Consider the following 13,178-nt stretch of genomic DNA (forward strand, 5'->3'; position numbering starts at 1 on the left):
TTATTCGTAGGTTTCAGCTACTTCATTTAATAATTCTTCATCATCTAATAAAATTCCTGTACCTCTTGCAACACAAGTTAATGGATCTTCGGCTACCTTGCAGGGAACGCCTATTTCATCGTAAATTGCCTTATCTATTCCTCTTAATAATGCACCACCTCCGGTAATTACAATTCCTTTTTCCATAATATCTGCAGAAAGTTCTGGTGGAGTCTTTTCAAGAACTACCTTAATCCTTGAAATAAGGCTTTCAATAATTGGTTTTAGCATGCCGTAAACTTGCGATGAATTTAATTTATCTGTTCGTGGAAGGCCGGTTACTGCGTCACGGCCCTTTACTTCCATTTCAAAATCTTCTATATCCGGGTGTGCTTTTCCGATTCTTTTTTTAATTTCTTCTGCTGTTGAATCACCAATTATTAAACCAAGAAGTTTTCTTACACTTTTTACTATTGCATCATCCATTGCATCACCTGCAAGCTTTACAGAATCTCCTACCACGACTCCTCCAAGACTTATAACTGCGATATCTGTAGTTCCACCTCCGATATCGATAATTATATTTCCTTCAGGTTTTGTAACATCAATGCCTGCACCTATTGCAGCTGCAAGCGGTTCAGAAACAACAAAAACTTTTTTTGCGCCTGCGCTTGATGCAGCGTCAAAAACAGCCCTTTTTTCAACGGTAGTTGTCTTTGCAGGAATACCTATAACCATATTTGGTTTAAACAAAAATCCTTTAGTTACCTTTTTTATAAATATTTTTAAGACCTCTGATATTATCGTATAATCTGCAATTACTCCGTCTTTCATAGGTCTTACAGCTGTAATTGTATCTTCTGGAGTTTTTCCTAGCATTTCTTTTGCTTCTTCACCAATTGCAATTATTTTTCCATTTTTTTTAGAAATAGCTACGACAGATGGTTGATACAGGACAATTCCTTTTCCTTTCTGATAAACCAGAAAATTTGCTGTTCCAAGGTCTATTCCTAGATCATTTTTTCCCATGATTTACTCCCCTTTCTTCAAATTTTTCAAATATTAAAAGTCCTATAATCACTAATATTATACCCGAAATAAGTAATATTGATGGAAGCTTTTTGAATATTAAGCTTTCAAACACTGCTGTTACAACTGGAATTATATATACAGCATTTGTGGTGGTTCTATCTCCAAGTGTTTCAATTGCTTTATTCCAAAGAAGATATCCAATTGCAGAACATAAAATTCCCAGATAAAGTAGCGAAAAAATAATATTAATATTTAAATTAAAATTAGTTTCAAAGAAAATAGTTTCAATAAAAGTAAAAGGAATTAATGTTATTACACCCCAAAAAGTAATTTCAAATATAGCATTAATTGATGAGTGATCATCAAGCTTAATAATATGATGTGTGTATAAAACCCATGATATTGCAGCAAAAAAGGCAAGTAAATCACCAATAGGGTTTAATTTTAAAATAATTCTTCCATTTAAAATCACAAGCCCCACACCAAAAAGTGCAATTAGAGAACCAACATATTGTAGAGAATGAGTTTTTCTTTTATGAGCAATTTGTGTAAACAAAACGTACCAAATTGGAGCTGTTGAAACTATTAAAGCAGCATTTGTTGGAGTAGTAAATTTAAGCGCAAAATTTTCTGAGACAAAATAGATTGTAATTCCCCAAAATCCAGCAAGAACTTTGTGAATATTAAACAAGTTAATTTTTCTATTTTTTGGAATGACAAGTAGTGTCAAAAGAGCTATAGAAAATCTAATAAAAGCAGCAAGTAAAGGTGAAATATTTTGAACTATAATACTTGTTGCAATAAATGAAAGTCCCCAAACTATTATTACTAAAATAAGTGAAATATATTGCATCAGCTACCTCCTAAGATTTTTTCAAGAATTTTTAAAATTTTATCTATACTATCTGCTATGTATATCTCTGAATGTTTCCTATTATCAAGATATTTTCCATCAATTAAAACATTTTGTATTCTATCAGTCCAACCACCTGTACCTTTGAATAAAATTAGGGGTTTTTTGTATGCGTATGCTCCAAATATCTCAATTGCTGTGCCACATTCTCCTGCAATTGAAATAACAGCATCTGCATTTCTTAATATGATAAATGATCTTGTAGAAAAATCAAGACCTGTTGAAAATTCTATAGTGTTAAATTCATTTCCTTTTTCATCATATGGCAAGATACCGATAGAAGTTCCTAAATTGTTTTTAACACCTTTTGAAACAGCTTCCATTACTCCATCTCTTCCACCTGTAATTACTATATAATTTTTTGACAGCTCTTCGCCAAGTTTTACACATAATTTTTCAAGATTTTCATCTATTTTTCCTGAAGAGCCTATTACTGCTACTTTTTTCATTTTTTCACTCCTATATAATTTTTTGAACAATAATATTATATCATTTAATATCAAATGATTTTTTTAAAAAATTCACTTTATCAATTATTTTTTAAAGAATATTCAGTTTCATTTTTTAAAATAAAATTGTTATAATAATGTTACCGTTAACGTTACCGTAGCAATATTATGAAGGAGGGATAGTTTTGGTAGAGAAGTTACCTTTTTGGAAAAAAAATTATTTATGCCTTGGGACAGCTTGGGTGGTCATTGACAAGCTTTGCAATTGCAAATGTTCTTGTTTATTTTTATATGCCACCGGAGGGTGTTAACTTTCCAGAATTTATTAAAAGGGGACCGGTTTTTTTAGGTCTAACTATTGTAGGTCTTGCGCTAGGTGTATCTAGATTGTTTGATGCGGTAACTGATCCTTTGGTTGCAACTTTGTCTGATAGAAACAGGATGAAACTAGGAAGAAGAAGAGGTTTTTTAGCAATTAGCGTTCTTCCTTTTGCAATATTTTCATTCTTGCCTTTTTTTCCACCTTCAAGTGACCATACAATTAACACTATTTGGTTGTTTTTGACCGTTATTCTTTTTTACTGGTTTATGACAATGTATGTTACGCCTTATTTTGCATGGATGAGTGAACTTGGTCATACACCAGATGAGAGGCTTCTATTGAGCACTTTAATATCAATAACTTGGGCAATTGGTTATGTTTTAGGAACACAGATATACCTTTTCCAAACAATTTTGGAAAATAAAGGATTGACTCCATTAAAAGCTTTTCAAACGATAACCTTAATATACGGATTAGTTGGTTTTGTATTTATGCTTTTGCCGGTAATTTTCATTGATGAGAATAAATATTGTGAAAAGCATACAGTTAAAGAGAAGGGTTTAGAATCAATTATAAACGCTTTTAAAGAAAGAAATTTTAGATTATTTGTTCTCCAAGATTTCATATATTGGTTTGGTCTTACAGGGATTAGTCTTGGACTTGTTTACTATATAACTGTTTTACTTAAATTACCAAAAGAGCATGCATCACAAGTTCAGTTGTTAATGTTTTTACTTTCATTTATTTTTTATATCCCTGTTAACTTTTTGGCAAAAAAGTTTGGAAAGAAAAATTTGTTAATAATAGGATTTATAGTCTTTTCATTGGATTTTGCGGTTGCAGCAATGCTTGGAAAATTAAGTTTTTCTCCGATTATGCAAAGTTATATAATTGCAGTACTTTCTTCAGTACCACTTGCTATTTTTGGAATATTACCAAATGCAGTTATTGCAGATATTGCAGAAGCACATGGAAAAGAAACGGGGAATTACAAAGCAGCAGTATTTTTTGGTGCAAGAACATTTATGCAGAAGATGGGACAAACATTTGCTGGACTAATTTATCCTTCATTATTTATCCTAAACAGTGAAACAATTGGAGAATTTGGGTTAAGAATTAGTGCAATATTTTCTTTAATATTGATGGTTTTGGGAACAATAATTTTAGTTTTCTTTAATGAAAAAAAGATACTTGAGATATTAAAAAAATGAAGGTGCTTGAAAGCACCTTCATTTATTTTCTTAAACCTTTTAAAACAGCAGCACATCTTGGGCATGTATTTGGATATTCTTCATCTTTTCCTGTTTCCTCACTATATTTCCAGCATCTTTGACATTTTTCGCCACTTGCCTTTTCTACACTTACATTTGCAAATTCACCTTTAACTTTTCCTTCTCCAATTTCAACTTGAGAGACAATGAAAATTTCTTCAAGGTAATCTTTATACTTTACAAGAACGTTGTTAATTTGTTCATTTACACCATTTAAAGTTACTTTTGCATCTAAAGAATGGCCTATTATATCATTTTTCCTTGCATTTTCTAAGGCTTTTAGTACGTCATCTCGTACCATGAATAGTATTTTAAATTCCTCCATTAATTTTTCATCTACAAACTCTTTTCTTACTTGTGGCCAATACTCAAGATGTACTGTGTCAAATTCTTTGAGTGGGCTTAATTGATAAGCTTCTTCTGAAGTGAATACAAGTACTGGAGCAAGCATTTTAATTAATGCATCTAAAATGTAGAACATGACAGTTTGTGCTGAACGTCTATATATCGAATCTTTTGTTTCAACGTACAACCTATCTTTTAATATATCAAGATAAGTTGCACTTAATTCCACGGTGCAATATCTGTTTATAAGGCTATATACCTTTGAAAATTCGTATTTTTCATAATGCTCTGTAACTTGAGATATTACTTCTTGAAGTCTTCCAAGAGCCCATTTATCAAGTGGTAAAAGTTTATCAAATTCGACTAAATCGTTCTTTGTAAAGTCGCTTAAATTACCGAGTAAGAATCTAAGTGTATTTCTAATCTTTTTGTATACTTCAACTTGTTGTTGAATGATATTTTTACCAACGCGTATATTGTCAAAAAAGTCTATACTGGAAACCCAGAGCCTTAAAATATCAGCACCGTATTTATCAACAATTTCTTTTGGATCAATTACATTTCCAAGAGATTTACTCATCTTTCTACCATGCTCGTCTTTTATAAATCCATGTGTTACAACAGATTTGTATGGAGCTTGACCTGTATGTGCAACGGACATAAATATAGAACTTTGGAACCAACCTCTGTGTTGATCATCGCCTTCTAAGTATAAATCAACTGGGAATTTTTCGCCCTTTGATCTTATTACAGCCTCAAATGAACAACCTGAGTCAATCCAAACATCCAAAGTATCGTATGTCTTTTCAAATTCATTATGTCCGCATTTTGGACATTTAACATCTTCTGGAATAATATCTTTTTCGGGAAGCTTAAACCATGCATCTGTTCCTTCTTTTTCAACGATTGTTATAAAGTTATCAATTACTTTTTCATCAATAAATACTTCACCACAATGTTTACATTTTATTGCAGGGATTGGAGTTCCCCATACCCTTTGTCTTGAAATTGTCCAGTCGGGTCTTTCTTTAACCATTGCCGTAATTCTATTTTCACCCCATTTTGGGTGCCATTCAACTTTTTTGATTTCTTCTAGGACTTTTTCACGCAAGTTATTTTTATCGACAGAAATAAACCATTGAGGAGTTGCTCTAAATATAATTGGATTTTTACATCTCCAGCAGTGTGGGTAGCTATGTTCGATTTTTTGTGTCTTTATAAGTGTACCTAATCTTTCTAAGTCTTCTATAATTACTTTATTTGCATCCCAAATTTTTAGTCCGGCGTATTTCCCTGCTTCTTCAGTAAATATTCCTTCTTCATTCACTGGTGAAAGAACTGGTAGGTTATACTTTAAACCGGTTAAATAGTCTTCTGCACCGTGTCCTGGGGCGGTATGAACACAACCTGTACCATCTTCGAGTGTTACATAATCGGCAAGCACAATTAATGATTCCCTATCTATGAATGGATGTTTTGCCTTTTTATACTCTAAATCTTTACCTTTATATTTTTCAACAACTTCATAATTAATTTCAGTTTCTGCTGCAAATTTATTTAATAATCCTTCCGCTACTATCCAGTATTCATCCTCAACTTTAATTTTTACATAATCATATTCTGGATGTACTGCAATAGCAACGTTTGCAGGTAGTGTCCAAGGAGTTGTTGTCCATATTACAACATATGTATTTTCTTCACCAATTAATTTAAATTTTACATAAATTGAAGGTGAAGAGTGGTCATGATATTCAACTTCAGCTTCTGCAAGAGCAGTTTTACAAGTCGGACACCAGTAAACAGGTTTGTTTCCCCTATATACATTACCATTTTTAACGAGTGTTTTGAAAATATTTAATATGTGGGTTTCGTATTTTGGATCTAGTGTTAAATATGGATTATCCCAATCGCCTCTTACACCTAATCTTTTGAATTGTTCACGTTGAATATTTACAAAGTTGAGTGCAAAATCTTTACATTTTTGCCTTATTTCGACTGGAGACATGTCTTTTATCTTTTCTCCCATTTCTACAGAAACTCTATGTTCTATTGGAAGACCGTGAGTGTCCCAACCTGGAACGTAAGGAGCATAATATCCCCTCATAGTTTTGTAGCGAATAACTATATCTTTTAATATTTTATTTGTAGCAGTTCCAATATGAATGTTTCCATTTGCATATGGAGGGCCATCGTGAAGAACAAATTTTGGTTTTCCCTCCCTTGATTTTAAGACCAGATTATAATCATCCATTTCTTTCCATTTTTTAAGCATTTCTGGTTCTTTTTTTACAAGATTTGCCCTCATTGAAAATTCTGTTGAAGGCAGGTTTAACGTTTCTTTGTAATCCATATAAACACCTCCGCTTGATCTATTTGTTTTTAGGTATTAAATTAACAAAAAAGGTGGCCCTCCCGCCACCTTTTTTTCTTGGGGAGGGCAATGCCTTACATATTAATTATTTTTGCAATTGTATCTTTTAATTCGGTTAAATCTGAAGATTTTACAACATATGCATCAGCAGCCCATGATGCAAGATCACTCTTATAATGAGAATAAGCAGTTAAAATTATTATCTTTGCATCTTTTTTTATTTCTCTGATTTTTCCCGCAACTTCCAAACCGTTCATACCGGGCATTTCAATATCTACAGTAACAAGGTCATATTCTTTTTCTCTAAATTTTTTAAGAGCCTCTTCCCCGTTTCTTGCTTCATCAACATCGTAACCACTTTCTTCCAACTCTTCAGTTATTAAAAGTCTCATGTTATCCTCGTCTTCAACGACAAGAATTTTTTTCTTTGACATATTATCACCCCTTAGAGTACAAAGTACACCATTCTAAATTATATCATATTATTCATTTTTGTACAAAACATATGCAGAAATTCCTTCAAGCTTTATTTTACCAGAAACTTTTTCTATTATTTCTGTGCCAGCTTTTTGTCCGTTTACTACAACGTTCCATATTCCTTCTGGAAGTTCATACTCAACTGGTCCAACATTTCCATTGTATATAACCAAAATATCTTTCCAGGAATCTCCGCCTGCATTATCGACAAGCATAAAGGAAACTATTCTTCTAGTTTTGCTTGTTAAAAGTTTAAGGTGTTTTTTGATTTCTTCTGCTGTTCTTAATCTGAATGCAGGATGTTCTTTTCTTAGCTTAATTAATCCTTTATAGTATTCAAAGACATCTAAATATTCATATTTTCTTTGATAGTCAAGGCCATTAATTGAAATTGGAGCATTGTAAGAATTTTCATTAAAGTTTTTAGTTCTTGCAAAATCTTGCCCTGCGTGTATGAAAGGTATTCCTTGAGAAGTAAGTAAAATTGCGCCAGCAAGCTTTTGAGCATTTCTTAACATTTCATCGGTCCATTCGTATTTTTTATCATATTTTGCAGCTAAATAGTTTTTATCCCAAAGGGTGTGGTTGTCATGACATGCAACATAATTTATTGTTTCTTCTGGATCACTGGCAAAACTTTTGATTCTTGAATCATAATAGATGCTTCCTACCACACCTCTTTTAACGCGTGTTTCTTTTCCAATCGCCCCCATTAAGAATCCTTTAACTTTTTCATCGAAAACGGAGCCCCTCAAAGCATCTCTAAATTCATCGTTAAACGCAGCAATATGTGTTCCAGCTACATCTGATTTTCCAAATCTTATAGGTGCGCCCCATCCACCCCAAGGTTCACCATACAATATTATTGTTGGATCTATTGAATGAACAGCCTTTTCTAACTCAAGCATTGTTTTTTTATCAATAAGTCCCATTTGGTCAAATCTAAAACCATCAACGTGGTATTCATTTATCCAGTATAGCAAAGTATCAATTATGTATTTCCTCATCATTGGCCTTTCTGACGCAATAACATTCCCACAACCGCTTTCGTTAAGGTATGCTCCTGTTTTATCAATTCTGTAGAAATAGTAAGGTACAGTTTGGTCAAATGGTGAAATTTCTCCAATACCAAAGGTATGTGGAAATACCATGTCAAGAATAACTCTAATGCCTTTTTCATGGAGTTTTTGAACCATTTTCTTTACTTCGTTTATCCTAACGTATGGATCACTCGGATTTGTTGAATATCTTCCTTCTGGAACTGTGAATAAATAAGGATCATATCCCCAGTTGTAGCTTCTTTCAAAATCTTTATCCTCTTCATTACCAGTGTAGAAATCAAACATTGGAAGTATATGAACATGTGTTATTCCAAGCTCGACAAGGTGAGAAAGCCCTGTAGAAACTCCACCAGGTCCTTTTGTATTTTCTTCAGTTAATCCTATGTATGTTGCTTTATTTTTTACTCCGGAGTTATCAAGTCCTGTCATATCAGCAATGTGTATTTCGTATATTATAGCGTCTTCTAGTGCTTCCATTGCTGGTCTAATATCATTGTTCCAGCCTTCAGGATTAGTCTTTTTTAGATCTACTACAGCACTTTTTGTTCCATTTTTATAGACTGCTTTTGAATAGTAGTCAACAGTTTCTCTAACTTTTCCATAGCTTTCAAATCTGTATTTGTAAAATACTCCGTCAAGATCTCCTTCAACTTCTGCTTGCCAGACACCATTTCCAACGTATTTCATATCAACAATCTTGTACGGCTTTTCATCTTCACCATTTTTGAAGAGTAAAACTTGAGCCTTTTTAGATACAGGAGACCATACTTTAAAGATGGTTTTTTCTTTGCTATATAAGTAACCAAGTTCTCCATCGTAGTAAAGATTATCTAAAACATCTAACATATAAACAGTAGACGGAGAGAAGCCCTCAATAAATAATTTTACATCTTTATTTAAGTCTTCTTTTGATAGAGCATCCTTTAAAATAATTCTTATATAATTTGTTTCTGAAAGATCTGTAGGATCTGCTTTTTCTATCTTTTCAACTTTTAATTCTTTTCCATCAACAGTTACTTTGATGTTTTTAAATGTTTTAGTGTCGATTTTGTTTGTAAGGTATGCTTCTATTATGTTGTAATCTTTTGCTGCAGCAAAAAACACTCTTGGGCTTGTATCTGGCTTTGTTGTGTATATTTCCTCGACTCCCTGCAAGATCCACACCTCCGCTTTTCCATCTTTTATTTTGATAAATCTATCTTTTGCAACATCTTTTGCCTGCCATTCGTTTAATCTTACTATTATTCCAACTTCTTCTAAATCCATATCAAGTTCTATTTTTGCAACTACGCCAAAATCATCAGTTTCAGTAAATTGATAGGCCTTTCCTTCCATTGAAACAGGTTTTGAAGGCCATATCCAAAGATTCCATCCTGCATAATTATCATCAAATCTGTGGTAATGAACGGTTATAACTGTTTTTGAAAATGCAACTAAAGAGATTAATACAAAAATTAAAAATAATACCTTTTTACTCATACTATCCCTCCCAAATTTACTCATTAATGATAATTAAAGCAAAATCGCCTGCATTAAGTTTTAACCTTAAAATATTATTTTTCTCTAAGAAATATTCCTCAAAACCATTCCATAACTTTACACTTTTTATTTCTATTTGTTTTCCAACAGTTTTATCAAGGTGTATTTCAAACTCTCTTTCCCATGAAAGATCAAGGTTTCCAATAACTAATATACCTTTATCATCTTTCCAATATGAATAGTTTGCCAAAAATCCATCTTGATAATTAAAATAAACATATTTAAATTCACCTGAAAGTATAAAATCTTCGTATTTTTTTCTATAAAATAGAAGATTTTTCAAGAAAGAGAATACTTTTTCATCATAATTGTTCCAGTGAAGCACGTAGTGATCAAAAAATGCAAGTTTTCCATAAAATTCATCATCTGGAGGAAGAACAGTTTTTCCCCAGATTGTATTGTCTAATCCTAAATTCATTGGTTGAATTTCTCCTATTTCTTGCCCTGAGTTAATGTAGGGAAGTCCGTTAGGTATAAAATACATTAAAAATGGTGAAAGAAATTTTAATTTATCTCCAAATTCTCTTGCCTTTATTCTAGGAGTATCTGGTGTTTCAACTGAAGCAACAAATGGAATTTTTAAATTTACCGATGTTTCTTCTACCAATTTGTACATTTCCTCTCTTCTTGCAACTGAATACCAACTGTTACCTAGTATAACGTTGTAGCCTTCCTCCATTGCTTTTTTGTCATTTTTCATTTCAAGTTCTTCAGCTATAAACATAAATTCAGGATCATTGTTTTTGGCTTTTGATATGATCATTTCTTGAAGTTTTTTTGGAAGTGCATGGCCCATGTCAATTCTTGCACCATCAATTCCAAATTTTTTTTGATAGTGAGGGATTATATCAGAAATATATTCCCAAAGTTCTATATTTTCAACTTCACCTGGGAATTTGCTTGATTTGATTACGTCAAACAAAATGTAAGGCTTTTGATCGGGTGATATATGTAGTTTTGCAAGTTTTGGGTTGTCTAGGTACAACCTTAGGAATGTAACATCATCCCATGTTGGCTGAGTATCATTTATCCAGTCTGAAAATCCAGGAGGTGTAACTATACCAAATTCTTTTATTATGTTTACTAGAATATTTCCTTCCATTTTTTTAACCTTTTCCCATTTTTCTGGATCTATCTTATCCGGAGAATCGACAAATTTTTTTAGATGTTTTCGAACTTCTGTGTTTCTATAAATTACAGGTATATCTTCTGCATCTGGAATTTTAAATGGTAAGTTATCAATGATTGGAGGTTTATATTCAGAAAGATAATCTACCTTTATCCAGTAGAACCAATCAGGATGTTCCTTTATTAAATCAGAATCTCTTGAAGCGGTTCTTGGAATAAAGTCAAGGACAACTCTAATGCCAAGGATATGAGCTGCTTCTACTAACGCTTGAAATTCTTCTTCTACATTGAAACCTTCAAGTAGAGGATCATGATAATTTTCATCAAGTTTTAAAGGATTTTTAACTGCGTAAGGTGAACCAATACTGCCTTTTTTGAATAAATTGCTAGATTGGCTTATGGGAAGCATGTAAAGTGTATTTACATTGAAGTTTTTAAGATAAATGAGTAAAGCAATCATTTTTAAAAATGTGCCTGATTCTTTAAAACCCAATATATCAGTTTCTTCAAAATTTGCAAATCCCTTGTGATTGTATGCAACTGTCATTCTTGGCAAACTACCGTATATTATTGCCTTTTTATGCCAATCCTTTTCCCCAGTTATATTAGAAATTGATTTTGAGTAGTCTATATTTTCTTTTCTTTGCAAGTTTATATATGAAACAACTTTATAGAAAAACTCGTATGGATCAACAAAAATTGTATTTCCTTTTTCTTCAAATATATTTCCAAATATTTCTTTGCTAGAATGTATCCAAAGCTTAGGAATTGCATAATTTTTATGCCCACTTATTTTGCTTTTTAAATATTTTTCTAAGTCCTTTAACATCACGTCACCTCCATAGAAACGGTTCCAATTTAAACCTAAAATATTATATCACATTTGAAAAGAATATCTATACTATTTTAGTATTCCAAATTTGATTATATCTATAACTTTTTCTATTTCTTCCATTATCTTTTCAAGGTTGCTTTCAAATTCGTAGTAGTATTTTTTTGATAAATATTCCAATATTTCAAAAGTTATTTTAAAGGAAAAATTTTTATCCATGTTTTCCTTTAATTCAAGTTTTTCAAATTTTTCAAAAAAGAAAGGAATATATTTTGAATAAATTTCTTGATTTAATTTTAAAATTTTTTCTTTTAAACTCTCAGGTATAGATTCAACTGTTTTAAAAAATTGAAGATACTCAGGTTTTTCTTTTGCTATTTCAATTTTTTTATAGCTCCATTTTATTAAAAACTCAAAAAAATCAAGGTGAGGATTTTTAGAATAAAATTTCAAAAATTCTTTTTCATATTCACCTTGGATTTTTTTAAAACATTCTATGTATAGATTTTCTTTATTTTTAAAGTGGTAAAAAATTGCCCCTTTTGAAACTTTTGAAGCTTTTGAAATTGTATTTGTGGAGGCAGCAAGAAAACCTTTCTCTGCAAATTCTTTTAGGGCAAATTTAATAATTTTTTCCTTTTTTGTCATTTAGATATTGACATCCTTTCTAGTAAATATTTTAAGTCCGAACAGAGAAATTACAAAGCCTAAAAGTATAAGGATTATGGAATTATTTATATATACTACATTATTGTTTATAGTATCACCAATTGAAATATATTTAAAAATTGATAAATACCTTAAAAAAGAAATTTTTTCATTTGCGCTTCCCAGAATATCGATTATGTACATTAATATAAAAGTTGATAATGATAATGATATAGAAAGAATTGTTTTTTGAAATATTACAGATAGAAAAATTGTTAAACAACCAAAGAAAATTTCAATGACATATAGATATAGGGAATATCCAAATAAGATGTAAGGACTGTATTCGTAACTTACATATACCTTAAAGAGCGCCAACACACTTGTGCAGAATATTAGAAAAAAGAGTGTGTAGAAAATAAGAATAGCAATTAGTTTTTCAAGGTATATTTTTTTTCTACTTATTGGTTTAACAAGCAAATATTCTATTGTTTTATTTTCAAATTCATTAGCAAATAAATTTGATGCAAGTATTATGGAAAAAACCCCTGCAAATATTTGAGCCATCATCATTATTTTCATTCCGAAAAATCCTTCTGGAGTTATTGAATTTTCAGAAATGTTAAAGATTTTAACCATAAATTTTGGAAGTGATTTAATAAAATTTATCATTTCCTCTGAATCTTTCATTACTGTATCTATAAAAGGGGCGATCATGTAAGAAAATAAAAATAATACAAATGCCCAAATTATAAATAACTTTATATTAGATCTCAATTCTTTTTTTAAAATTAACATTTTCTACGCCTCC

10 protein-coding genes are annotated in these 13,178 nt (G+C 31.3%); 1 reads left to right on the forward strand and 9 read right to left on the reverse strand.

What is annotated here, in order from left to right; all coding sequences use genetic code 11:
* Genes mreB through OB7_RS08005 form a run of 3 tightly spaced genes read right to left on the reverse strand, consistent with a single transcriptional unit; the run spans nucleotide 1 to nucleotide 2,373 of the window.
* A complete protein-coding gene (gene mreB, locus OB7_RS07995) occupies nucleotides 1-1,008 on the reverse strand; it encodes a rod shape-determining protein (protein WP_114702985.1) in 1,008 nt (335 codons plus the stop codon).
* Complete coding sequence (locus tag OB7_RS08000) at nucleotides 995-1,864, reverse strand: DMT family transporter (RefSeq protein WP_114702986.1); 870 nt, start codon at nucleotides 1,862-1,864, stop codon at nucleotides 995-997. Before OB7_RS08000 ends, mreB begins: the two co-directional genes overlap by 14 nt.
* The gene (locus tag OB7_RS08005; protein ID WP_114702987.1) at nucleotides 1,864-2,373 is read right to left on the reverse strand and encodes a TIGR00725 family protein; all 510 of its coding nucleotides are present in this window, start codon (nucleotides 2,371-2,373) and stop codon (nucleotides 1,864-1,866) included. Before OB7_RS08005 ends, OB7_RS08000 begins: the two co-directional genes overlap by 1 nt.
* A 249-nt stretch (nucleotides 2,374-2,622) precedes the next feature.
* On the opposite strand from OB7_RS08005, the gene OB7_RS08010 reads away from it, so the two are divergent.
* A complete protein-coding gene (locus OB7_RS08010; protein ID WP_249031068.1) occupies nucleotides 2,623-3,906 on the forward strand; it encodes an MFS transporter in 1,284 nt (427 codons plus the stop codon).
* 22 nt (nucleotides 3,907-3,928) lie between these two features.
* Here OB7_RS08010 and ileS read toward each other — a convergent pair whose 3' ends face one another.
* From ileS to OB7_RS08040, 6 genes are all read right to left on the reverse strand, one after another.
* Nucleotides 3,929-6,661: an isoleucine--tRNA ligase gene (gene ileS / locus OB7_RS08015; protein WP_114702989.1), complete on the reverse strand. Its 2,733-nt coding sequence runs from the start codon at nucleotides 6,659-6,661 to the stop codon at nucleotides 3,929-3,931.
* Between the two features lie 95 nt (nucleotides 6,662-6,756).
* Nucleotides 6,757-7,116, reverse strand: a complete 360-nt coding sequence (locus tag OB7_RS08020; RefSeq protein WP_114702990.1) for a response regulator — start codon at nucleotides 7,114-7,116, stop codon at nucleotides 6,757-6,759.
* Between the two features lie 48 nt (nucleotides 7,117-7,164).
* Nucleotides 7,165-9,699: a type I pullulanase gene (gene pulA, locus OB7_RS08025; protein ID WP_114702991.1), complete on the reverse strand. Its 2,535-nt coding sequence runs from the start codon at nucleotides 9,697-9,699 to the stop codon at nucleotides 7,165-7,167.
* A gap of 16 nt (nucleotides 9,700-9,715) precedes the next feature.
* The gene (locus OB7_RS08030) at nucleotides 9,716-11,716 is read right to left on the reverse strand and encodes an alpha-amylase family glycosyl hydrolase (protein WP_114702992.1); all 2,001 of its coding nucleotides are present in this window, start codon (nucleotides 11,714-11,716) and stop codon (nucleotides 9,716-9,718) included.
* A 72-nt stretch (nucleotides 11,717-11,788) separates the two neighbouring features.
* Complete coding sequence (locus OB7_RS08035; RefSeq protein ID WP_114702993.1) at nucleotides 11,789-12,367, reverse strand: TetR/AcrR family transcriptional regulator; 579 nt, start codon at nucleotides 12,365-12,367, stop codon at nucleotides 11,789-11,791.
* Nucleotides 12,368-13,165: a DUF2705 family protein gene (locus OB7_RS08040; RefSeq protein ID WP_114702994.1), complete on the reverse strand. Its 798-nt coding sequence runs from the start codon at nucleotides 13,163-13,165 to the stop codon at nucleotides 12,368-12,370.
* Nucleotides 13,166-13,178 lie beyond the last annotated feature (13 nt).

It is taken from the genome of Thermosipho africanus Ob7, from assembly GCF_003351105.1.
Taxonomy (GTDB): Bacteria; Thermotogota; Thermotogae; order Thermotogales; family Fervidobacteriaceae; genus Thermosipho; species Thermosipho africanus.

Bases quoted from the DNA above. Each gene is read 5' to 3' on its own strand.
- OB7_RS08005 (WP_114702987.1), bottom strand. From the start codon at position 2,373: ATGAAAAAAGTAGCAGTAATAGGCTCTTCAGGAAAAATAGATGAAAAT.
- ileS (WP_114702989.1), bottom strand. From the start codon at position 6,661: ATGGATTACAAAGAAACGTTAAACCTGCCTTCAACAGAATTTTCAATG.
- OB7_RS08000 (WP_114702986.1), bottom strand. From the start codon at position 1,864: ATGCAATATATTTCACTTATTTTAGTAATAATAGTTTGGGGACTTTCA.
- OB7_RS08040 (WP_114702994.1), bottom strand. From the start codon at position 13,165: ATGTTAATTTTAAAAAAAGAATTGAGATCTAATATAAAGTTATTTATA.
- OB7_RS08030 (WP_114702992.1), bottom strand. From the start codon at position 11,716: ATGTTAAAGGACTTAGAAAAATATTTAAAAAGCAAAATAAGTGGGCAT.
- OB7_RS08020 (WP_114702990.1), bottom strand. From the start codon at position 7,116: ATGTCAAAGAAAAAAATTCTTGTCGTTGAAGACGAGGATAACATGAGA.
- OB7_RS08035 (WP_114702993.1), bottom strand. From the start codon at position 12,367: ATGACAAAAAAGGAAAAAATTATTAAATTTGCCCTAAAAGAATTTGCA.
- mreB (WP_114702985.1), bottom strand. From the start codon at position 1,008: ATGGGAAAAAATGATCTAGGAATAGACCTTGGAACAGCAAATTTTCTG.
- pulA (WP_114702991.1), bottom strand. From the start codon at position 9,699: ATGAGTAAAAAGGTATTATTTTTAATTTTTGTATTAATCTCTTTAGTT.